18 protein-coding genes are annotated in these 23204 nt (G+C 62.9%); 9 read left to right on the top strand and 9 right to left on the bottom strand.

Annotated elements, in window-relative coordinates:
* Nucleotides 1–392 precede the first annotated feature (392 nt).
* Both BMI01S_RS19290 and BMI01S_RS19285 read left to right on the top strand, forming a co-directional pair.
* Nucleotides 393–1025: a J domain-containing protein gene (locus tag BMI01S_RS19290; RefSeq protein WP_036045339.1), complete on the top strand. Its 633-nt coding sequence runs from the start codon at nucleotides 393–395 to the stop codon at nucleotides 1023–1025.
* An 80-nt stretch (nucleotides 1026–1105) separates the two neighbouring features.
* Nucleotides 1106–1435, top strand: a complete 330-nt coding sequence (locus tag BMI01S_RS19285) for a hypothetical protein (RefSeq protein ID WP_028231417.1) — start codon at nucleotides 1106–1108, stop codon at nucleotides 1433–1435.
* A gap of 94 nt (nucleotides 1436–1529) precedes the next feature.
* Here BMI01S_RS19285 and BMI01S_RS19280 read toward each other — a convergent pair whose 3' ends face one another.
* The 7 genes from BMI01S_RS19280 to BMI01S_RS19250 all read right to left on the bottom strand — a co-directional run bounded on the left by BMI01S_RS19280 (nucleotide 1530) and on the right by BMI01S_RS19250 (nucleotide 10267).
* A complete protein-coding gene (locus tag BMI01S_RS19280) occupies nucleotides 1530–2771 on the bottom strand; it encodes a cystathionine gamma-synthase family protein (protein WP_028212809.1) in 1242 nt (413 codons plus the stop codon).
* Between the two features lie 244 nt (nucleotides 2772–3015).
* Nucleotides 3016–3762, bottom strand: coding sequence for an SDR family NAD(P)-dependent oxidoreductase (locus tag BMI01S_RS19275; protein WP_028231418.1), 747 nt, complete (start codon nucleotides 3760–3762; stop codon nucleotides 3016–3018).
* Nucleotides 3763–4002: 240 nt separating this feature from the next.
* Nucleotides 4003–5571, bottom strand: coding sequence for a tetratricopeptide repeat protein (locus BMI01S_RS19270; protein ID WP_028231419.1), 1569 nt, complete (start codon nucleotides 5569–5571; stop codon nucleotides 4003–4005).
* A gap of 268 nt (nucleotides 5572–5839) precedes the next feature.
* Nucleotides 5840–6391, bottom strand: coding sequence for a hypothetical protein (locus BMI01S_RS19265; protein ID WP_028231420.1), 552 nt, complete (start codon nucleotides 6389–6391; stop codon nucleotides 5840–5842).
* Nucleotides 6392–6627: 236 nt separating this feature from the next.
* On the bottom strand, nucleotides 6628–7971 hold the full coding sequence (locus tag BMI01S_RS19260) for an FAD-binding oxidoreductase (protein WP_407669037.1): 1344 nt from the start codon (nucleotides 7969–7971) through the stop codon (nucleotides 6628–6630).
* An 87-nt stretch (nucleotides 7972–8058) separates the two neighbouring features.
* Entirely contained in the window at nucleotides 8059–9378 is a 1320-nt protein-coding gene (locus tag BMI01S_RS19255) for an MFS transporter (RefSeq protein ID WP_028231422.1), read from the bottom strand.
* Between the two features lie 124 nt (nucleotides 9379–9502).
* The gene (locus BMI01S_RS19250; protein ID WP_081716067.1) at nucleotides 9503–10267 is read right to left on the bottom strand and encodes an HpcH/HpaI aldolase family protein; all 765 of its coding nucleotides are present in this window, start codon (nucleotides 10265–10267) and stop codon (nucleotides 9503–9505) included.
* A 258-nt stretch (nucleotides 10268–10525) separates the two neighbouring features.
* Here BMI01S_RS19250 and BMI01S_RS19245 point away from each other — a divergent pair, with 258 nt between their 5' ends.
* Genes BMI01S_RS19245 through BMI01S_RS19235 form a run of 3 tightly spaced genes read left to right on the top strand, consistent with a single transcriptional unit; the run spans nucleotide 10526 to nucleotide 12902 of the window.
* Nucleotides 10526–11242, top strand: a complete 717-nt coding sequence (locus BMI01S_RS19245; RefSeq protein WP_051381443.1) for a hypothetical protein — start codon at nucleotides 10526–10528, stop codon at nucleotides 11240–11242.
* A complete protein-coding gene (locus tag BMI01S_RS19240) occupies nucleotides 11239–12339 on the top strand; it encodes an LLM class flavin-dependent oxidoreductase (RefSeq protein WP_042290200.1) in 1101 nt (366 codons plus the stop codon). The genes BMI01S_RS19245 and BMI01S_RS19240 overlap by 4 nt, the downstream gene beginning before the upstream one ends.
* Nucleotides 12340–12350: 11 nt before the next feature.
* Entirely contained in the window at nucleotides 12351–12902 is a 552-nt protein-coding gene (locus BMI01S_RS19235; RefSeq protein ID WP_161635536.1) for a flavin reductase family protein, read from the top strand.
* 74 nt (nucleotides 12903–12976) lie between these two features.
* Here BMI01S_RS19235 and BMI01S_RS19230 read toward each other — a convergent pair whose 3' ends face one another.
* Together BMI01S_RS19230 and BMI01S_RS19225 are read right to left on the bottom strand one after the other, a co-directional pair.
* Nucleotides 12977–13669: a GntR family transcriptional regulator gene (locus tag BMI01S_RS19230; protein WP_042290198.1), complete on the bottom strand. Its 693-nt coding sequence runs from the start codon at nucleotides 13667–13669 to the stop codon at nucleotides 12977–12979.
* Nucleotides 13670–13824: 155 nt separating this feature from the next.
* A complete protein-coding gene (locus BMI01S_RS19225) occupies nucleotides 13825–14508 on the bottom strand; it encodes a response regulator transcription factor (RefSeq protein ID WP_028212803.1) in 684 nt (227 codons plus the stop codon).
* A gap of 283 nt (nucleotides 14509–14791) precedes the next feature.
* On the opposite strand from BMI01S_RS19225, the gene BMI01S_RS38165 reads away from it, so the two are divergent.
* The 4 genes from BMI01S_RS38165 to BMI01S_RS19205 all read left to right on the top strand — a co-directional run.
* Nucleotides 14792–17071: a hybrid sensor histidine kinase/response regulator gene (locus tag BMI01S_RS38165; RefSeq protein ID WP_081723457.1), complete on the top strand. Its 2280-nt coding sequence runs from the start codon at nucleotides 14792–14794 to the stop codon at nucleotides 17069–17071.
* The gene (locus BMI01S_RS19215) at nucleotides 17052–18128 is read left to right on the top strand and encodes a response regulator (RefSeq protein ID WP_028231425.1); all 1077 of its coding nucleotides are present in this window, start codon (nucleotides 17052–17054) and stop codon (nucleotides 18126–18128) included. The genes BMI01S_RS38165 and BMI01S_RS19215 overlap by 20 nt, the downstream gene beginning before the upstream one ends.
* Before the next feature lie 142 nt (nucleotides 18129–18270).
* The gene (locus BMI01S_RS19210; protein ID WP_051381444.1) at nucleotides 18271–21762 is read left to right on the top strand and encodes an ATP-binding protein; all 3492 of its coding nucleotides are present in this window, start codon (nucleotides 18271–18273) and stop codon (nucleotides 21760–21762) included.
* Nucleotides 21763–22335: 573 nt separating this feature from the next.
* A partial coding sequence (locus BMI01S_RS19205) for an efflux RND transporter periplasmic adaptor subunit (RefSeq protein WP_156123878.1) occupies nucleotides 22336–23204 on the top strand: 869 nt, incomplete at its 3' end.

Raw genomic sequence — 23204 nt, 5'->3', positions numbered from 1 at the left:
TCCTAAGGATATGATGAAAATAATTTCGCCTGGTGATCCGTGCGTGGCGGGCAAGCGCCTCATGCAACGGCTATCCGGCCAGAAATCAGTTTGTGCTGGCCGAAGGCTCTGGCGTGCAGGCGTGGCCACGATGACTGGGCAGATACGGCTCGTTACCGACGCATCATGCTTGCTTCATCCCGCGTAGCGCGGCAAAGAACCCTGTCTCGGCCCGACGTCCATGCCGTGGATTGTTCACACGACATATCGTCAGTACAGGATTGATGGCTTCGAATAGCACAATACGGCAAACGCGAACTGCGCATTTAGGATTGTGCGCCACGATTTTGGTAATTCATGCCTTCGCGCGCCATGCTACGATCGACCCGATTCCACTTCAATCTTTGCGAACCATGGCGACCTTGTATGACCTGCTGGGCGTGCGCGACGACGCGAGCGACGAGGAAATCAAGCGGGCCTACCGCAGGGCCGCGATGAAAGCGCATCCCGACCGCAATATGGGACGCGAAGCCGCCGCACATGCGCAATTCCAGGAGATCAAGGAGGCATACGCGATTCTCTCGGACCCGCCGCAGCGCCGTGTCTACGACGCCGTCTATGCCGAGGAAATGGGGCGCCTCGTCCGTGAGCGCGAAGAAGCGGCGCGCGAGGAGGAGGCAGCACGCCAGGCGGAGTACGCGCGCCATGTCAGCCTGGCAATGCGCTTCGCCGAGCAGGGCTACAACCGTGACGTCGTATTCGGTGTGCTGCTCGGCGGCGACTGCGAGTCCGAACTGGCTGCGCGCATTGCCGATGGCGCGGTCGAATTGCATTTGTCGCGCCAGACCGGGTCGCTACAGACCGGGTCGCGCAAGACCGCGGCGTCCCAACCGGCGGACAGCGCCACGGCGCGCAATGGCGCGGAGCCAGGCGCACATTCGAAACCCGGAGATGCGGGCAACGACGAGTCCGCGAAATCCGGCGATCGCCCGCAAGCGAACCTCTTCAGCGCGATCTGGCACAGTATGTTTGGATTGCACCACTGAGTTGGCCGTGCCACTCCCGGCCACATATCGCAGGAGCAGGGGTACGATAAGGGGTAAAACCGCAACCAGCGTGGCGACCTATGACTGCGAACTCACGTGAAGCCCTCGATGTCGACGCGGAAGCGTTGGCAACCTTGTCGGAGTACCTCGAACTTGCGCTGGACAAGGGCGGCAGCCTGATCTTCGTGCGCGCGAAGAACGGGAGAAGCGAGGTCCATCTGGGCGACCCCGCCGAGTCCCAGGAAGACTGGGCGCACCTCGGGGCAGTTCCGGAATCCGTCGTACGGGCGATACTCGAGAGCACCCGGTCGGGCCTCAACGAAATGACGATACAGGCGCAGACCTATCGATTCGTCCGACTGTTCAGTCAGGTGGGCGAAGTCGGGGCGGTGATTTTTGTCGTAGCCTGAAACCGGCGTTGGGCGGATGTGCGCCGGTTCGCACTTCGAGCGCGCCGATATCGTTCGACGCGCTCGCCCCATTCACCTGGCGAAGATCCGCGCGTCAGGCAGCAAGCTTCAGCGCTTGCGAGAAGTCCTCGAGCAGGTCGTCGATTTCCTCGATGCCGACGGACAGCCGCAGCATCCCGTCGGATATGCCCATCGCCTTGCGTGTTTCTGCACCGGCTTCGAAAAAGATCGTCGGCGCGACGGGAATGATGAGCGTGCGTGTGTCGCCGAGCCCCGTCGCCTTGATCGGCAGCTTGAGCGCGTTGACGACATCGATCATGCGCTGAGCGTTGCGCAATTCGAACGACAGCAGCCATGACGCGCCTTTGAACAGCGCCTGCGCGACTTCGTATTGCGGATGGCTTTTCAGGCCCGGATAGAACACCTTGCCGATCGCGTCGTGCCCTTCGAGAAACTGCGCGAGTGCGAGCGCATTGTCGCTGCTTTGCTTCACGCGCAAGGCGAGGGTTTCCGCGCCCATCGCGATCGAGTGCGCCTGCTCGGACGACAGCGACGCCCCCATGTCCCGCAGGCCTTTCTTGCGAATCTGCATGAGCCCCTGATCCTTTGCCGCCGTTTGCCGATAGGCATCGGCGATGTTCGGATACGCGCTCCAGTCGAACAGGCCCGTATCGGTCACCGCGCCGCCGAGTGCGGCGCCGTGGCCCGCGATGGTCTTCGTCAACGAGTTGATGACGAGGCTCGCGCCGACCGCCTTCGGCTTGAACAACGCGGGCGATGTGATCGTGTTGTCGACGACGTACGCAATGCCGCGCTCACGACAGGCGTTGCCGATGCCCTGCAGGTCGGGAATCTGCGTGCCCGGATTCGCGATGGTTTCGACGAACACCATGCGCGTATTCGGCCGGATCGCGTTCTTCACGTTTTCGGCGTCGCTCGCATCAACGGTCGTGACCTCGATGCCAAGCGTGCGCAGCGTGCCGAACAGGCTGTTGGTGTTGCCGAACACATAACGGCTCGATACGAGATGATCGCCCGCGCGCAGCAGCGTGAGGAACGTCGCCGTGATAGCCGCCATGCCCGTGCTGAAGCAGATGGTTCCGGTGCCTTCTTCCAGGGCGGTGATCTTGCGCTCGAGCGCGGCCGTCGTGGGGGTGCCCTGGCGCGCGTAGTTGAAGCCGCCTTTCTTCGTGCCTTGAAACACGCCGATCAGATCCTCGACGCGCTCGAAACCATACTGTACGGACGTATGAATCGGCTGCCGGAGGCTGCCGTGCTCCGCGCCCGCGATTCTGTCGCTGTGGACGATACCGGTGGTGAATCCTTGCTTTGCCATGCGTTCTCCGTTCCTCAGGTCGATCTCATGCGGCACATTATCCCCTGTAACGCGCGATCCGCGGCGCCGCTTGCTGATTTGCCGACGCGCCGGATGCTTTCCACGCGCGACTAGCGGAGGCTTCGGCCAACCAGAAAGGAGCACCTGGACGGTGGTTTGCACAGATTCAACGCAAACGGGCACGTTCGGCGGCGGTCGCCGAACGTGCCCGTTCAACCCGAAGCAGGTCGATCGTCAACCCGCCTTAACGCATGCCTCCGCTCGCGACGATACGTTCGCCCGTGAGCCATCTCGCATCGTCCGATGCGAGGAAAACCACGGCCGACGCGATATCGTCCGGCTGCCCCACGCGGCCGAGCGGCGTCTGGCTGATTGCATGGGTCTCGAAGTCCGAACCGATGACCCCGACACTTTGCGCACCCTCGGTCACGATCACGCCGGGATTGATCGCGTTCACGCGGATTTTCCTCGGCCCCAGCTCGCGTGCGAGCACACCGGTGATCGCATCCACCGCGCCCTTCGTGCCGCTATACACAGCGGTAGTCGGCGGGGTGATCGTCGTCACGACCGAGCTGACGTTGATGATGCTCGCGCCCTCGCCGAGATGCTTGACCGCCGCCTGCGTGGTGAGCAGGACGCCAAGCACGTTCGTGTCGAACTGCCTGCGGTATTGCGCCTCCGTGAACTCCTCGATCGGCGCGAACTCGTAGACGCCGGAGTTGTTCACCAGGATGTCGAGGCGACCGTAAGTTTCGATCGCCGTGTCGACGATGCCTTGCGCGTCGGCGGCCTTCGACACGTCGCCGCCTACGGAAACCGCCTTGCCGCCGGCCGCGGTGATCGCGGACACGACCGCATCGGCGCCTGCCTTGCTGCTCGCGTAGTTCACGACCACCGAAGCCCCTTCTGCCGCGAGCGCCTTCGCAATGCCGGCGCCGATGCCTTTCGACGCGCCCGTGACAACGGCCACCTTTCCTGAAAGCTTGCCCATTCTGTTCACCTCAACGTAAGTTGCATCATCGATTGAAACCGGCGTCTGGACTTGCACGAGGCAATCGGCCGGCGTTGAGTGTGAATGTAGAGGTCCGCGCCGGCCGGATAAAGCGGCCTGGCGCGAATTGACTGGCAAGATCAGCCGAACAATCGGAGGGATATGAACAGGCGGCCGGCCGGCATTTCCAAGCTATCGATCGCGATGACAACCGCTGCGCCCATCGTCGCCGGGTGCGGCTCAGGCGCCCCGCAAGCCGTCGATCGCGGCGCGCAACGCGGCGACCACGGCCGCCCAGTCGCCTTGCGCCGGCTGCCGGAATAGCCGCGCCTGCGCATACCAGGGACTATCGCTTCGCTCCAGTTGCCACCGCCAGTCCGGCATGAACGGCAAGGCAATCCATACTGGCTTCCCGAGCGCCCCAGCCAGATGCGCGACAGCCGTATCGACGCTGATGACGAGGTCGAGGCGCGCGATCAGCGCAGCGGTCTCGGCGAACGTGGTGAGCCGCGCCGAAACATCGCGCAGCACCCCGCGCTGATCGAGCTGCGCGAGGGCCGCGCGATCCCTTTCGCGGACATCCGGTTGCAGCGCGAAGCAATCCGCGTTGGCATCGAGCAACGGCATCAGTTGATCGAGCGCCATCGACCGTTTGCGATCGTTCAGATGCGTCCGGCTGCCCGACCAGACGATCCCGATCCTGGGCCGCCTGCCAACGCCCGCTAACACATCGTCCCACTGCGACGCGAGCGCCGCATCGGCGTGCAGATAAGCACCTGGCACCCCGAGGTCGGTTGCCCGAGCCTTGAGCGCAAACGGCAGGCTCAGCAGTGGGATGTGGTAGTCGAAACGCGGCACCTCCGCGCGCTCGCCAATGACTTCGGCCGCACCAGGATAATCCTCGAGAAGCGGCAGCAGCACATCCTGAACGCGCAGCACGACGCGAGCGCCGGCCGCACCGAGTCGATCCACGAAGCGCACGAATTGCAGCGTGTCACCGAGCCCTTGCTCGTGATGAACGAAAATCGTCTTGCCGGCTACCGGTTGAGCGCCAGTCCATTGCGTACCCGGCGGAAAACCGTGGGTTTGCGTCCCGTCGCGCCAACGCCATTCGTATTCGCGCCAGCCGTGTTCGAATTCCCCCAGCAGCAGATTGGTCTGGGCACGATTGGTGCGCGCGCCGGCATCGTTCGGATCGAGCGCGAGCGCTTTCTTGAATTGAAGCAGCGCCTCGTCGAAGCGCCCCAGATCGCGCAGCGCGACCCCGAGATTGACGTACGCGCGCACGAAACGCGGATTGATTGCGATTGCCCGGCGATAGGCATCCATTTCGTCCTGGTGGCGCTCCATCGTCCCGAGCAGCGTGCCCAGGTTGTATTGCGCCTCGGCCGATTGCGGCTGGATCTTGCACAGTCGCACCAGCAGCTCGCGTGCGCGCTCGTGTTCACCGAGTTGTATCAGCGACATCGCGGCGCCGTGCATCGAGGCTACATGGCCAGGGGATCCGGCGAGACAGCGCTCGAATAGCGCTATGGCGTCTTCGTGGCGCTGCGCCGCCTGGCAGACCTTGGCGGCGAAGTGCATCTGCTCGGCGGACATGGACAGGTGCGCCGCTGCCCGTATCAGATAGTCGGCCGCGCGGGCATGATCGCCCTGTCCGGCGGCGATGTAACCGAGGCCCTCGAGCGCTTCGCCGTGATCCGGAACGTTCGCCAGAATCGTGTGCAGCAGTGTCGATGCATCGTCGAATCGCCCGGCCGCGCAGTGCTGTTGGGCAGTCGCGAGAGCATGTTCGATGTTGAGGTTCATGGCGATGTGGCGCGGCGCGAAGATGCGGGCTGTCGACGGAGGGAGGGCGATTATTGTACGGGATCGCGCAGGCAGGGGATTGGCCATGCTGGCGCTCGACGGACGCATTCCGGCTGGTCTGGCCAGTGAGACAGCGGAGCCCTGATGACGCGAGCGCTGACGGCAGCGCCGCGCCCGACTTAATGGGTTTCTGACGCGGCTTGCGCAACCGACGCGATGGTGATGCGGCCTCGACGATCCGGCGACGTCGTTTCCAGCGAGTGCCCGGCTATTCAACGGGCTCCGGCGGAGCACCGTCTTGCGGTAGGCGCTCGACGGGCGATTGCAGCGCCGGCCCGACGTCGTCCTCTTCCATCATCGGTTCGACGCTCTGCACGGCCGCCGGCTGGGCGTCCCTGGTCACAACGGACGGTTCCGAGCTTCGCACGGGCGCGTTGGGTTGAGCCGTGTGGGCGCCGCTGCTCACGCCGGTGCCGACGTTCGTGCTCGTGGTGTTCGCGCTCTTGAGCAGGCCGCGTGAATCGAACAGAAACACGGCCGCGGACGAGTGCGTGTCGGCGCCGCCGACAAGCGCTCCGATGAACGGCAGATAGTTTTCCGGGTGGGGGCGCGACGTCACGTAGGTGTAGACGAGCAGCGTCGAGCCGTCGTCCAGCGCAGTTTCCACCGACGCCGGGCCGAGCGCGGCAATGACGTCCTGCAGGCGCGTCACGCCGTGCTTGAAGTCCGCCATCTGTTCGGGCCTCACTTCGACACCCGCCGATACGCAACCGGCAAGGATGGCGCCGCACAGTAGCCCGAAGACGCGTCCGCGATTCATGATGCACCTCTGAGTTCATTCTAGGACGAACGAGTCAGAACCGGCGACGTGGAGCATGCGCTGCCGCCCCAAATACGGCCGCCGATATCGGGAGACGGTCACCGAACGCGTGACGGCATCCGACGGTGACACTCGCCCCCCGCGGTGCAGAGGGAAGTCGATTGTTGGCTAGGCTCCAATGGAGGGCCGGGTTGCGGCCCGCGCTGATCGAATGCGACGCAGACTCAGTGCCAGCTTCAGGCCGGAAGCACCTTATCGGGATTCAGAATATTGTGCGGATCGAGTGCAGCCTTGATCGCGCGCATTGCCGCAATCTCCGCCACGCTGCGCGTATGACCGAGTACATCGCGCTTTTTGGAGCCAATTCCGTGTTCGGCGGAGACCGAGCCACGATAGTCGCGCACGATCCCGTAGACGAGATTTTCGACGGCATCGACCGTTGCCGCATCGGCTCCGGGAACCTGCACGATAAGGTGCAGATTCCCGTCGCCGAGGTGCCCGTAGGTCAGCACGGTGCTGGTGGGCCAGGTATTGCGGAGGGCCGCGTCGCATTCCTGTGCCGCCCTGCCAATGTCGGCAATCGAAAAGCTGACGTCGAATGCGATCAGGTCTGGCATCAGGACGGGAAATTCCGCCGTCGAATCCCGGATCCGCCAGAACTCGGCTGCATCGCCCTTTGACTGCGCAAGCGCGGCATTTTCGATCAACCCTTCCTCGAGCGCTTCCTCGAGGAAACACTGGAAGACTTCCTGGTGCTCGGGTTCAGTCGTGCCAACCGACTCCATCAGCACATGAAAGTTGTGCCGCTCGTCGAGCGGATTGCGAATGTCAGGAACATGTGTCGTCATATAGTCAACGAAGCTCGGCCACATCACCTCAAACGCCGACACGCCGGTCGGGAGCCGCCGCTGGGCAAGCGATAACAACCCCGTCACTGACTCGTAGGTTCCCACGCCGCACCATGCCGTCGCCACCGCGCTGGCCGGTGGCCGCAAGCGCAAGACGACGCGCGTGATGATGCCGAGCGTGCCCTCGCTACCGATCATCAGGTTGCGCAGATCGTAACCGGTATTGTTCTTGACCATCTTGTGCGTACTGTCGATCACGTCGCCGTTTGCCAGCACCGCTTCCAGCCCGAGCACCTGGTCGCGTGCCATGCCGTACTTGATGACACGATTGCCACCCGCATTGGTCGCGAGGTTCCCGCCGATCGTGCAACTACCGCGCGCACCAAGGTCGAACGGAAACGTCAATCCCGCCTCGGCCGCGGCATTCTGCACGGATTCGAGCGTCGCCCCCGCTTCGGCCGTGAGCGTCGCCGATACCGGATCGACTTCGCAGATGCGGGTCATGCGCTCCAGGCTTATCGCAACATCGCTGGCGCGTGTACACGCCCCTCCTGCGAGGCCCGTCAGCCCTCCCTGTACAACGACCGGCTGGCAGTAGAGCGTGCAGATCGACATCGCTTCGCTCAACTGGGCGGTGGAACGTGGGCGCAGCAGAGCAAGCGGTATATCAGCGGGCTCTCCGCTCCAGTCCGCCCAGCGACGCCCCGCGATCGTTTCGCGCAGACTGACCACATCTGCGCCGAGGGCCTCGATGAGCGCGATGACGATGGGTGGGTAAGCCATTTCAGTCTCCTTGGTCGAGTGAGTCCGTGCGTGACTTCATTTCGCACCTGGGGTTTTGTTTCCGCACGGAATCGCAAGCAAAATCACCCCGACAAGGGACGCTGCTGCGAACATGTACATTGCCGAGTCCATACGACCCGTGACCGTCTTTATCCAGCCGACGATAGAGGGAGAAAAGAGGCCCGGCAGATTGCCGATGGAGGTGATGATGGCGATCGCTATCGCGCTCGCGCCGCCTTGCCAGACGGCGATCGGGAGATTCCAGAACACCGGCAGCGATGCCATCAAGCCGAACATCGCCAGACTGAGCACGGCCAGCGAAAGCGGGACACTGCCCGATACGGCCGGGCTTGCTACCCAGCCGATGGCTGCGAGAAGCGAAAGCACGATGAGCGCCGGCCGTGGGTTCTGGCGGCGGTCCACCCAGGCCGCGACCATGAACATGGCGATGACGGCGACAGCCCAGGGAATGGCTGACAGCAGCCCGATCGAAAGTGGGTCCTTGACTCCCGACGACTTGATGATGGTCGGCAGCCAGAAGACGAAGCCGAAAAAAGACATCCCGTAGCTCGCGTACAGCGCGGAAAAAATCCATAGACGAGGGGAGAGAAGTAGCGACCGCACCGGCACATCATCGACAGTCGTTCGCTCTTCGGCAATTCGCGCCGCCAGAAGCTGCTTTTCGCCCTGACTGAGGAACGTTGCGCGGGCCGGTGAAGGCGGAAGCCAGAATAACGTCACCACGCCGAGAACCACGGAGGGCACGCCCTCCAGCAGGAATAACCATTGCCACCCCGCAATGCCACCGTGCCCCCCCATGGAATGCAGGATAGCCCCTGAGATTGGCCCGACAATCACGCCGGAGACCGCGATCGCCGTCATGAGGATGGCGGTGATCCGTGCGCGGTACTCACGGGTAAACCAGTCGGTCAGGTAATAAATGACCCCGGGGAAAAAGCCGGCTTCGGCAACACCGAGCAGAAATCGCATGACATAGAACTGAAGGGGTGTCTGGACGAACATCATGCACGCAGATACCGCGCCCCACGAAATCATGATGCGCGCGATCCATCGGTGAGCGCCATAGCGCCGAAGCAACAGGTTGCTTGGAACCTCAAACAGGAAGTAGCCGATAAAGAAAACCCCCGCCCCAACGCCGTACACGGCTTCGGAGAAACCCAGGTTGTCCAGCATTTCCAGTTTGGCGAACGCGACATTCATCCTGTCGATCTGCGCCACCAGGTAGCAGGCGAACAGAAAGGGCATCAAACGCCATGCGATCTTCGAAAAGAGTAATCGGCCAGGATCCGCGCCTGCGGCCGAAAACGAACTCGATGTGCTTTGGGTGGAACTCATGCGTAGGTCTCCTCATGTCTTTGTCTGGATTTCGTCGATGCGACGTTGGCACCCCACGTCGATGAGCGCCAAGGCGCTTGCCAGGTGTTGCGTAGCCGATTGAAGCGGGTGCCTTCGTACCGGGCTATTTCAGTGCGGCATCATGTGCGACACGGAAGCCTTGCTTGATCAGGTCGATGTCGTTGGCCGCTACAGCCATGCGATACCCTTGCGCAAAGGCTTCGCGTGTCGCCTCTGCGTCGCGGGTATAAATTCCGCAAGGCAACCCGTGTGCCCTGGCGGCAGCCCGCACACGATCGCAGTCGCGTCCGATCGTGTGCGGGTCCGCTGTGCCGCGCGAAAGCGACAGATCGCCCGTGCCGATGAACAGGTAATCGATGCCGGGTACGGCCGCGATGGCATCCGCGTTTTCGATGCCAGTCACCGTTTCGATCAGGACTCCTACTGCTACCTGCAATCCTGACTCGATCATCGTCTCCATGCCGTGAAGCAAGGGACGGACTCCACCAGCCGAGCGTTTTCCCAGCGGAGGATACCGGGCGTACTCGACCGCGCGACGAGCATCGTCGGCAGTCTCGACGAGCGGAACCAGTATGGATGCGGCGCCCGCATCGAGCGCCTGAGCAATTTCGTGCGCACCGTTAGCGGCGCAACGCGCGATGACGGGCACCTGCTTGCCGATCACCGCGATGGCCGACTCCATGGAAGCGCGATCCCAAAGGCCGTGCTGAAGATCGAGTACGACTGCGCCCGGCCGGGCGTGTGCCGCGAATTCCGCCATGGCGACGCTCCCGAGCGCAAGCCAGATCAGGTCGACGGAATTCGGGGAATCCAGGCGCGACTTCAGAGAAGTGAACAGCATTGGGTAGTCCTCGTTGATTTCCAACATTCTGAATTCTGTTTGAAACACAACGATAGGTAAACTTTAGATGTCAATCAATACCAAACACGCCGATCTCGGGTTAACGCGTACAAGATCCCACTGTTGCCGCGCAATATCTCGCTGAACGGTGCCGCGCGATGGAATTGCGCTTGACTTCGAAATGGCGATCCCATAGTCTTCGTTCTAAATTCAGAATTCAGTTTTTCGAGATGGTTACCCACAGACCGGCGAGCCCTGGCGCTGGTCAAGACAGGACGCGGAGCGATGGTGCTTTCTCTTTTCCTGACGTACAGGCTTTCGTCCGACGCGGGTCCGCTGTTACCCGGCGACTTCGCATCGTGTGTCGCAGCAGTGCCCGGGTTGTCCGATGCCGTGCTCCATGTGCCAACAGCGGCCTCCGACCCGTATCTGAAGGATGACGGTCCTCCATCACTTGTTTTGCAGTGCTACTTCGATGGGCTGGATTCGCTGGAATCGGCTTCGCGTCGCAGCGGCGCACTGCAAGCATTGCTTGATCCCCTTGCCTTCACGTGGCTCGCCGGTGCCGACGTTACCCAGCAGGCAATGGTGGTTCGAAGCCATCCAGTCAAGCGCAATGGTGCCGTGCCTCCCCGGCATTGTGCGTACCTGGTCGGCTACGAGGGCGCGCCCGAAAGCTACGATACCTGGCTTGGTCACTATCTGGACCACCATCTACCGTTGATGTTTCGGCTTCCAGATATCCGGCTGGTGGAAATCTATACGCGGCTGGACTGGATGACCTCGCTTTCCGCCCGGCGGGAAACGTTTGTACAACGAAACAAGGTCGTCTTCGAGGGTCCGGAGGCACTGACGCAGGCTCTGCATTCGCCTGTCAGGACCGAAATGCGACGTGACTACGAAGCGTCGCCGCCCTTCGATGGCCGCAATGTGCACTACCCAATGACCGGTACCATGGTTTCGCATGTAGTACCCGCCTGCTACAGAAAGGAGACACGATGAGCACGCTCGTTACCAACCCGATGCGCAGTTCCGCCCCATTCAAGATCGGCGTCTTTTCGGCGAATGCCGACGGTGGACTATCGTTCACCACAGTGCCGGAAAGATGGACTGCACAGTGGGACGACATACAGCGCGCGGCCATCATCGCCGATCGCGGCGGCATCGACTTCTTTCTGCCCATTGCCCGGTGGAAGGGGTTTGGTGGTGCAACGCGGGCGCGCGAGTGGTCATTTGAAACCTTTACGTTTGCGGCTGGCCTCGCGGCGGTGACGCAGCGTATCGCCCTGTTCATGACCGTGCACGTGCCGCTCGTGCACCCCCTGTATGCCGCGAAGGCGCTTGCCACGGTGGACCATATCAGTCACGGCCGCGCCGGCTTGAACATCGTGTGCGGGTGGAACCCGGAAGAATTCGCGATGTTTGGTGCCACCCTTACCGACACCCCCTATGCCCAGGCGGGGGAATGGGCCGAGATCATCACGCGCCTTTACACCGAATCGGCACCGTTTGACTATTCTGGCGACTTCTATCACCTCAAGCAGGCGGTTACCCGACCGGCGGCGCTCCAAAGCCCGCGCCCGATAACCATGAATGCCGCGTTCGGGCCTCCCGGCCGTGAGTTTGCTGCCCGGCATTGCGACTATCTTTTTACGACGTTTACAGACCTGGAGGCCGGGCGCCAGCACGTTGCCGAGATGCGCGAGCGAGGTCGCAACGCAGGACGTGATATCGGCGTCTACACGGTTGCCCACGTGGTGTGCCGCGAGACGGAAAAGGAAGCTCGCGAATACTATGATCATTACTCGGTTCGCCATGTGGACGAACCTGCGGTCGAGGACCACATGAGCCGGAAAAAGGAGTTCTCCAACAGCCACGATGACGAGGCGTACCGCCGATACCGGCAGCGATTTGCTGCAGGCGCCGGAAGCTACCCGCTGGTTGGTACTCCTGAGCAGATTGTCGCCGAAATGGTACGCATGCATGAAGCCGGCTTCGGTGGTGCTGCGCTCACGTTTGTCAACTATGCGGACGAGTTGCCGTATTTTTGCGAGCGTGTAATCCCCCTAATGCGCGCCGCCGGACTGCGTACCGAATGAGGGCGACAGCCATGCAACCCAACCTGCAACTGCAGCAAGTGCATCATACGATGACGCCCGCCGATACACTTTCATTCAAGCAGGCCATGCGCCATCTCGCGGGAGGCGTAACGGTATTGGTCGCGCTCCAGCCTGATGGTACGCCCGCTGGAATTGCCGCTACGGCGGTATGTTCTGTTTCGGCGGAGCCCGCGTCGTTACTCGCCTGTATCAATCAGTCCAGTTCGGTTGGAAAACTGGTGGCGACCGGAATACCTTTCACGGTCAATGTGCTGTCAGTGCATCACGAAGCGCTCGCGCGGGCGTTTGGTGGCATGAGCGGGCACGACCAGACTTCCCGGTTCGGGTTTGGCCAGTGGCATCTTTCACCCGAGGGCGTACCGGTGCTCGATGACTCACTTGTCGCCTTTGCCTGCCGCGTAGAGAAGACAGTGGCTCATGGCAGTCATCTGGTCGTGATTGGCAGGGTCGAGCATGTTGCCCTCCCCGCAGATCAGGCCGATACTGCGCCAAATCTGGTCTATCACAACGGTACCTTTGGACGATTTATCTCTGGGGTGTAGGTCGCAGCGAAGAGCCTGTGCTGGACTTCGGTGACAGGCTGCCCTGCGACGCCGGGGCGTCCCCAGAGACGCAATCAATTTTCACGGTTCAGCGACATGAAGTAGCGGTGTTCGGCGCCGGTAATGAAATCGAGCATCGCGGAACGGATTCGTGCGGGATCACGGTCGTTAAAACCGTCAAGGATGGCTTTCATGCCATCGACGACTATCTTTTGCGTTGCGTGATCCCTCAGCGTGTGAAGTCGCACCTGCTGAGCATGATCTGCAAAACGGCGGATCGCATCCTGGAGACGCGAATTGCGAACTGCGCCGAGCCATGCATCGCGAAACGCCACATTGGCTTCGATCATTGAATCGCCGTCTTTTTTTGTACAGGCCTTGCGTGCCTGCTGGTAGGCACGCTTCATTGCATCAACGCAATTCTCGTCAATCGTGGCCGCCGCGCTAGCCGCGGCGCTCGGCTCAAGCAGTCGACGCACTTCAAAAATCTCGCGAACGTCGTCAGGCATAAGCGTCGGCACAATAAAGCCCCGGAAAGTACCGGCCAGATACCCCTCGTTGACGAGTCGCAACAAAGCCTGGCGCACGGGCATACGCGTGCAGTTGAATTCGTCAGCGATCTCGTAGTCCAGAATGCGGTCATCGATGCCGATTGTGCCGCGCTGCAGACGTGTGCGGATTTCCGAGTAAATCGTTTCGCTTAAGGTAGTCTGGCGCAGGGCGGTGCGCCGGGGTGCCTTCGGGGCCTTGGCCGGAGTATTGCTCATAGGGGGATGTCAAGAGGTGCATTCTGAATTCATCTTATGGGGCACCTGCGGCATTGTCAATGCGGGGACACGTTCGATGTTTTTCAATCTCCGGAAATTCACTTTTCGAACGGTCGATATTGGGCTGATTGCGGCGGGCGAGATCCCCGGCTTGCTCAGCCATCCTGGCGCGGGCCGTCGGTCGCGACACCGAGCCCCGCTTCGAACGCGAACCGGAACAGATCGGCGTCGCGCTCGATACCGAGTTTGCGCATCGCGCGCGTTTTCTGGGCGCTGATTGTCTGCTTCGTGCGATGCAGCTGGTCGGCGATTTCATTCACCGACATTCCCGACACGAAAAGCCGGATCACTTCCGTCTCACGCGTGCTCAGCGTCAGCGCGCGCGGGTTCCTCGCAAGGGCGAGATCGGGAGCGGCGTCTTCGGTTTCGCGAGGCGACGCACGAAAATAGGTGGCGCCGGCATGCACGGCGTGAACCGCCGAGATCAGGTGGCTCGTGTCGTGGGCCTTGCTCAGCACCGACTGCACGCCCAGTTTCGCGATTTCGCGCGTGATGGCGGGGTTTTCGATCATCGTGAAGACCACGATCTTGAGCGCCGGCCAGGTGCGCCGCAGGTAGGAGAGGAGCGTCAGGCCGTCGCCGTACTCGCCACCGGGCATTGCGTAATCGGTAATCAGGACATCGCAGGGTTTGCTCTGCAGGATCTTGACGAGCTCGCCCGAGTCGGCTGCCTCGCCTACGATTTCTAGCGTCGGCACGCCGGCCAGATCGTGCTTGATGCCCGAAAGCAGCGCGGGATGATCGTCGGCAAGCACAAGACGGATTTTCATTCTGCTCATGCCAATCTCCGCGTAGACACGATGCACTGACAGGCGACGTCCGACTTAATGTACCCGAAACCGACCGAAAGATCCGGCAACCTGGCCGGACCTCGGCTCGAAGTCGTCCGTTCACGTCTGACTAGTCTGATATAGGGGCGAATTTCCGACGTATCTGTCTGATTTATAAGGTGTTCTTGTCCTGAGGCGCGGGCGCGTCGCGATAATCGATCCGGTCGGTGCGCCCACGCGGGTGAGATGCATGAAGCGCGCTGTTGATCCATGAAAATCAACCGGTGTCGCCATGTCTTCCCGTCCCCAAAACGAGGTTTTAGGTCAGTTGCATCGTTACAAGCAATGGCTCATTTTCGGCGGCGGCGTGGTCATTTCGCTGATGATCCTGTTCGCTTTCGGGGTCGTGATCTGGTCGACGGTCGCTGAACATCTCGCCGACGAGCGGCAGGCTTTCCTCGTCGGCCGCAACCTCGTCATGGACGAAATCAAGTCGAGCGAATCGCTGTTCCGCTCGACCCTCGTCGCGGGCGAGCTGGCATGGCGCGAGGAGGATCACATCGACCCCGCGCTCGTCGAGCGTTTCGGCACGAACGGCTATGCATTCGTGCTTCAACCGCCGTCCGCTTCGCTTTCACCCATATTGTCAGGAATCCATGGCAAATTGCCGCAGGACGAACTGCTGCGTCGTTACGTCGGTCTCACCGCACGAATGGGACGCGTGAGCGCAGTCAACGCGCGGCTGCGCGGGAAGGAGGCGAACCGCTATTTCATTGCCAAAGAGCGCAATCTTGCAGGGATCCTCACTGCGCCGCAGTCCAGTCGGGCGCTGATGACCGGTGCCGGTGGCGGGCGCGAGCGCCTGATCGAGGCCTTGGGCAGTGGGCTCGATGAGCTGAGCGTGCTGCGTCCCGAAGAACAGGCTGACGCGCGCCGACCCATCACATGGATGGCGCCGACCATCAGCCCACTGACCGGAAAGATGGCGATTCGTCTTGCCGCCCCGGTTCTCGACGAGGGGGCGCAAGTCGCGACGCTCGTCACCGAGTATGCCCCGGAGGTTCTCACTTCGCCGCTGAGTGTCGATACGCTCGACGGGATCTATATGGTCATCGGCCAAAACGGGGCAATCGTCGCGAGCACGGCCGGGGAGGCCGTCGATCCCGCGCTGGTCCAACGCATGCAGGTGGCGGCCATGGTGACGTCGATCGGCCACCGCAAAATAGAAATCGCGCACGACGGCGTATTCACGATCTCCGATCGTCTTGGCGATACGGGCTGGGTTCTCGTCTACGCGATCACATGGCGCGACGTTCTCGCGAGCATTGGCCGCGAGGCAACTGTCGGTGCGGCGGCGACGATCGCGACGTTGTCGGTGATGTGGATCTTTCTGATTTATTTCAAGCTTCGCATGTACCGGCCCGTGCTCGAGCGCTCGCGGCGTGTGTTCGAAAGCGAACATCTGAGCCGTACGCTGATCGAGACGGTGCCTGTCGGACTCGCGCTCATCGCCGTTGAGAGCGGCGAGCCGCTTTTGCGTAGTCCCGCGATGATCGACGCCGCCGCGCGCCTGGCCATGCCGGAAGAGACGCTGACGGCGGAGCTGGTGCGGCGCTATCGGCAGCGTGAGGGCACGCCGGGCGCGAACAGCCTTGTGCATGAGGACTGGTCGTTGCCCGCGCACGACGGCGCGACGATGGACTTCTCGGTAAGCGCCGCGCCGGCACGCTACCAGGGGCAGGATGTGCTCGTCACGGCGTTCACCGACGTGACGGCGCAAAGGCAGATCGAGCGTCGGCTGCGCGAGGCGAAGCTGGCGGCCGACTCGGCCAATGCGGCGAAGTCGGCGTTCCTCGCGGCGATGAGCCATGAGATCCGCACGCCGCTGAATGCGATCATCGGGAATCTGGAATTGCTGTCCTGCTCGCCGCTCGCTGCGTTGCAGCGCGATCGTCTGAAGACGGTTCGGCAGTCATCGCAAGGACTCCTTGCTATCGTCAGCGACGTGCTCGACTTCTCGAAGATCGAGGCCGGCGAGATGACGCTTGAGCACCTCGCCTTCGACGCGCATGAGGTGGCCACGCGGGCGCTCGCGATGTTCGGACCGGTGGCGCGCGCGAAAGGCCTGACGTTGTCGGGAGCATTCGGTCCCGCGCTCACACAGCCGATGCAAGGCGATCCGACGCGGCTCGGACAAGTGATGAACAATCTGCTGTCGAACGCGATCAAGTTCACCGAACGCGGTGAGGTCACGTTGCGCATGTCCGTCGAGGCGGGTGATTCCGTTCGGGGCGGTCAGCTCGTGATCGAGGTCGAAGACAGCGGCGTCGGTATGTCGCTGGAACAGCAAGCGCTGCTCTTCCGGGCATTCAGCCAAGCAGATGCGACGATCAACCGCCGCTTTGGGGGCACGGGGCTCGGTTTGGCGCTGTGCGCACGGTTGATCGATGCGATGGGCGGCTCGATTGCTGTACGGAGCGCACCGGGCGAAGGCAGCGTGTTTACTGTGCGCTTGCCGCTCGGGGGGGCACGCATGGGACGCGGCGCCGGACATGCCGCGTTTCGCGGGTGAGCGCGTGCTGTTTCTCGCCCGCGCCGACGTATGGCACACCTACGCGGTGGCGGCGCTCGAGGCATGGGGCTTGAGCGTGCAGGCGTGCCACGATCCGGCGCAGATCGATCAGGCGATGCTGGAGGAAGCACAGACGCTGATCATCTGCGGCGAGCACGACACCTGGCACACGGATGACGAGCGCCGCCTCGCCGAGGAGGCGGCGTGGATCATCGATTGCGGTGTCGACGGGCCAGCCTGCCCGGTTGCGGCCGGCGGCCAGGTCAAGGTCTCCTGCTACGGCCTGAAGGGATTGGCGGCGGCATTACGGTACACGCTGGAGGGCGAGCCGCTCGCGGCCGGCGAGGACGTGCAGCGCGTGTTTTCGCGCAGACTCAAGGTGCTGGTGGCAGAGGATAACGCGGTAAACCGGCGGCTTTTCGAGGAGCAGTTCAGCCTGCTGGGCTGCGAGACGCATCTGGCTGAGGACGGCCAGGGTGCGCTCGAATGTCTCCAGCGCGAGCGCTTCGACGTGCTGGTGACGGATCTGGCGCTGCCGGTGCTGGACGGCTATGCGCTGGCGAGCGAGGCGAGCTTGCGCTGGCCGGAGATGCCGGTCGTCGCGGCGACCGCCAACGCGACGCCTGAGGAGCGCGCGCGTTGCGAGGCCGCCGGCGTCGCGCGGGTGGTGATCAAGCCATTGCAGCTCGCCGATCTGGCGGCGACGTTGTCGGCGGTGACTGGCGTGCCGGGCGTGGTCGCGGGAGCTGGCGCGAGCGGGGTTGCGCGTGCTGGCATGCTGGGTGGCCGGCCATTGCCCGCGCAGATGCTGAAGGCGCTCCTGGCGTCGCGCGAAACTTCGCGGATGGAAATCGAGGCCGCCTACGATGCCGGTGACGCGGCAGCGGTGCTGGCGCAGCTGCATTCGATGCGTGGTGCGCTGAGCGTGCTCGGATACGGTGAGCTCGCCGCGAGGCATGCCGAACTGGATGCGCGAATCAGGCGCGATGGCCTCGGCGCGGTCGGGAAGAGCGAGTTTGACGCGATGGGTCGCGGCGTCGAGGAAGTCGAGACGTGACGCGGTGAGGAATGGCGCTGTCCTGCCGCAGGTCATCCAGCGTTCGCCGTTTCGCCGCGCGGTGGATAATCGGGCGGCAACCTGCTGATCAAGCCACTTCAAGGCGAGGCACCCGGCGCAAGCGTCGGCACCTCCGGAACCTATGACACGATCCGGGCAAGGCAATCTGCTGGACCGCTTTCGCCGCTATCAGCATCTGTTGATGTTTGGCGGCGGGGCAGTGATCACGGTGGTCGTGCTGGCCGCGTTCGCCATCGAGGTCGCATCCGTCGTGCGCGCCTATATCGCACTTCAGCGTCAGGAAGTCCTGCTCAATGAGAACCGGGTTTCCGGTCTGTATATGAGCCAGGTTGCGCTGGTGCAAAACTCCGTCCGGTACATCGAACTTGCATGGCGCGCGGGTGAGCGAGCCTCGCCGGCCCTTGTCGAGCAATTCAACGCAAACGGCCAGAGGCTTCGTTTGCAACAGTCCCCCGATCAGGTGCCTGTGACGATTGTCGGCACGTCGGCTGCCTCGTCTGGCGCGGCAGTCGGGCGGTATATCCAGTTTGCGGATCAGATGAGCCGTGCGCTGACGGCAACCGCTGAGCGAAACGGCGGCGCCCTGCGTGCATGGTTGTACAGCCCTGACCATGGGGTCGTGCTCGTGGCGGCGACGCCGTGGCCCGGCGATGCCCGAATGGAGCCGCTTTTTTCCGGGCATGCCGGGCTGTTGGCCGCATTGTTTGGCCCCCACGGCGATCTTCTCGCGCCGGAAGGCGCGCCTTCGCATGATCCCCGCACGGGTGGGAGGGCGCTTCGCTGGTTGCCCAGCTACGAAAGCCCTCTGAGCGGCGATCCGGCAATTCGAGTCGCAGCGACCGTATTCGACGACAACCAGAAGCCGTTCGGTGTGGCGGTTTATGAATTGCCTGTCTCCACTGTCACGGCTGCGCTCGGAAGAATCGGCTTTGATGGTTCGTTGCTGCTTTTCGGGCACGATGGAAAGGTGATCACATCGGCCGCAGGGCGCGCGGTTGACATGGAGTCCCTAACTATCGCCCGAACGCTGGGCTCGCAAAGCATCGCCGCGACGACGGGGACCGTCTATCGCGATGGCCACGTGATGTTTGTCTGGCCAATCGGCGCGACGGGCGCGACGCTCGTTTTTATCGAGTCGTGGCGTGCCATTGCAAGAGGCGTGAGCGGTCCGGTTGGCGCCTCGGCAGCCACCTCGGGCGTCATCCTCCTCGTGGTGTGGACGCTCATTCTGTTATTCAATCGACGCGTTTTCCAGCCCGTTCTGACCCAATCCCAGCGGGTGTTCGAGAGCGAGCAATTGAGCCGTACTCTGGTCGAGACGGCGCCTGTCGGGCTGGAACTGATCGCCGTGGACAGCGGGCGCGCGCTGTTGAGCAGCCCGACAATGATCAACACGGCCAGGCAGATGGTCACGCCAGAGCCAGTTCTTGCTGCGGAACTGGTTCGACGTCACCGGGCGCGCGGCGGGGCCAGCGGGGCGAAAGCCGTCACCCATGAAGACCTGACGCTGCCCACGCGTGAAGGCGGGCAGATGGATCTCTCGGTGAGTATCGTGCCGGCTCGTTATCAGGCGCAGGATGTGCTGGTGGCGGCGTTCACGGACGTGACGGCGGAAAGGAATCTCGCGCGCCAGCTGCGGGAGGCGAAACAGGCGGCTGACTCGGCGAACGCGGCGAAATCGGCGTTCCTCGCGGCGATGAGCCACGAGATCCGCACGCCACTCAATGCGATCCTCGGCAATCTGGAGCTGCTGTCGCACTCGCAGCTCGACGCATTGCAGCGCGACCGGCTGATGACCATCCGCAGTTCATCGGACGGCTTGCTTGCGATCGTGAGCAACGTGCTCGATTTCTCGAAGATCGAAGCGGGCGAGATGGCGCTGGAGCACATCGTGTTCGATGCGCAGGACGTGGCCTCGCGGGCGCTGACGATTTTCGGGCCGCTGGCGCGGGCGAAGGGCTTGACGCTGTCGGGGGTATTCGGCACCGCTGCGACGCAGCCCATGCAGGGCGATCCGACGCGGCTCGACCAGGTGATCAACAACCTGTTGTCGAATGCCATCAAATTCACGGAGCAGGGCGAGGTGACGCTGCGGTTGTCGGAGCAGATCGACACCAGCGATCACCCCACCCGCGATGGCCGCCAGGGCGTGCTGGTGATCGAGGTGGAAGACAGCGGCATCGGAATATCGCGCGAGCAGCAGGCGAACCTGTTCCAGGCGTTCACCCAGGTCGATGCGACGATCAGCCGCCGATATGGCGGCACGGGATTGGGGCTGGCATTGTGCGCGCGGCTAGCGAGTGCGATGGGCGGGACGATCACGGTGAGCAGCGAGCCCGGCAAGGGCAGCACGTTTACGGTGCGCTTGCCGATGGGCGACTGCGCGGCATTGCCGGCACCGGACCTGCCGCGGTTCGCGCACGAGCTGGTGCTGTTCGTGGCGGATGCCGACGCCTGGCACGCCTATGCGGTCGCGGCGCTTCAGGCGTGGGGACTCGAGGTGCAGACCTACCGGCATCCGGCGCAACTCGATCCAGAGACGCTCGCGTTGGCGGACACGCTGATTCTTTGCGGCGGGCGGGCCACCTGGCACGCGGACGATGAGCGCGAGCTGCTCGCAGAATCGTCCTGGATGATCGATTGCAGTCCTGAGGGCCCCGTCTATCCTGTCGCCACCGGACAGGTGGTGAAGGTGTCGAGCTACGGCCTGAAGGGACTGGCGGCGGCGTTGCGGTATACGTTGCAGGATCAACCGCTGGAGGTCGCCATGGAGACGCAAAGCGTGCTGTCGCGTCGCCTGAAGGTGCTGGTTGCGGAAGACAACGCCGTGAACCGGCAGTTATTCGAAGAGCAGTTGCAACTGCTCGGTTGCGAGCCGCATGTGGCGGAAGACGGACAGGCCGCGCTGGAATGTCTGTCGCGGGAGCGTTTCGACGTGCTCTTGACGGATCTGGCGATGCCCGTGCTGGACGGCTATGGGCTCGCGCGCGAGGCCCAGGCGCGCTGGCCGGAGATGCCGATCGTGGCCGCGACGGCGAGCGCGACGCTGGAGGAGCGCGCGCGATGTGAGGCGGCTGGAATCACACGGTTGGTGATCAAGCCGTTGCGGCTCGATCAGTTGTCGGAAACATTATCGGAGGCCACCGGCGTAGCCCGTATGCCGATGCCGGCGGATGGCCGCGAGGGCTCGCGTGATGGCGTGCTGGGCGGGCGGGCTATTCCGGATCAGGTGCGCTCGACGTTCCTGAGGTCGTGCGAAACGTCACTGACAGCGCTCCATGCAGCGTACGACGATGGCGATGCGGGCCGGATGCTCGCGGAGCTGCATTCGCTAAAAGGTGCGCTCAACGTATTTGGCTATGACGCGCTCGCGCAGCAGTGCGCTCAAATGGAGAGCACGATATCGAAGGACGGACTCGCGGCGGCGCATGCCATGCTCGAAGCGTTCGACGGCCGATTGCGCGCCGGTGTCCTGTCAGACGCGGCCGGGTTGCGCGAAATCCTCACGCAGATCCTCGCGCTTGCGGAGCGGCCCGAGCGCGCGGACGCACTTCTCGAAATCGTTCGCCTCGTGCGTATGGCCTTGCGACCGGCCGTTCTGCAAGACGCATAGGTTCCTGGTCAGCGCCGAAGCCTGGAAACGCAATCATGACGGGTTATAAGGATTGCAAACAAACTGTCGTTCGTATGAATAAAACGTGCGCTTCGACCATGAAAGCCCCGTGACCATGTACTTTTGGCGCGCCCTTGAGCAGTTCTGTCGCAGATGGCAGCACAAAATACCGATCGATAAAAAACTTGCTAGTCTTTGCTCGTGCATGACGGTCGCTTGGGCCGATGTTCGAAAACAAAGCGCGAGATGCTGTTCGGCTGACTGAAGCGGGTGTGGCTGGATTACCGATACTCGTTGCATAGGCAACGTTATGCCGCGTGCTATCGCGGCATTGCGTGAACTGGCCGGTCATTCGCGAGGCAGTGTAGTTCTGGTACTCCGGTTGTCGTCGTTCCCGGATGAACACGGGAAGCCTGTCCACGGATACGGGGGAATACATCAGTGTTTGCCATACAAGCAACGGGGCGATCGGTATCCCTGGCTTTGACCTTGACGCTGGGCGTCCTGGCGGCAAGTGCGCTGTTGACGGGCTGCCGCAAGAACGAAGAGGCGCCGGTGGCCGAAGTGCGTCCGGTGCGCGTCATCACGATAGAGAAGCAGGACGCGGGAAGCACCATCACCCTCACCGGCCGGCTGCAGGCACAGGCCGAGATCAACCAGTCGTTCCGTATCGACGGACGGATGATCGCCCGCAACGTCGATGTCGGGGATCGCGTGAGGCCCGGCCAGGTGCTCGCGCGGCTCGACCGGATGAACGAGGAAAGCAGCCTGCAGTCCGCCCGCGCGCAGCTGGCCGCCGCCCAGGCCCAGGCGCTCGAAGCGCGCACGATGTTTACCCGCATGCGCGATCTGCTCGCCGAGCACGCCGTCTCGCGCGCTTCCTTTGAGCAGTCCGAAGCAATGGCGAAGATTACCCAGTCGCAGGTCGATTCGGCGCAGTCGCTGGTGAGCATCGCGCAGAACCGCCTGAGCTATACCGATCTCGTTTCCGATGTCGCGGGCGTGGTCACGGCGCGCGGCGCCGAGCCGGGCGAGGTGGTGCCGGCCGGCCGCATGATCGTCCAGATCGCCCGCGAAGGCGCAGTGGATGCGGTATTCGACGTGCCCGCCGCCATCAAGGACGTCGCCCCGCAAAACCCCGACATCGTCGTGGCGCTGGCCAGCAACCCGCAGGTGACGGCAATCGGTAAGGTGCGCGAAGTATCGCCGCGCGCCGATCCAGTGACCGGCACCTTCGCGATCAGGGTGCGCCTGGTCGATCCACCGGCGGCCATGCGCCTGGGCAGTACGGTCACCGGCCACATGAAGGTCGAGCGGCCGCCCGCCATCGAAATTCCTTCGAGCGCGCTGATCCAGCCCGCAGGCAAGCCGGCGGTGTGGGTGGTCGATACGAAGACGGACACGGTGTCGGTGCGCGAGGTGCAGCTTCAGGCGTATGGCGA

The organism is Paraburkholderia mimosarum LMG 23256 = NBRC 106338, from assembly GCF_000739815.1.
Taxonomy (GTDB): domain Bacteria; phylum Pseudomonadota; class Gammaproteobacteria; order Burkholderiales; family Burkholderiaceae; genus Paraburkholderia; species Paraburkholderia mimosarum.
Note: the sequence above shows the minus strand (reverse complement) of the source record. Positions and strands in the feature narration are given on the sequence as shown.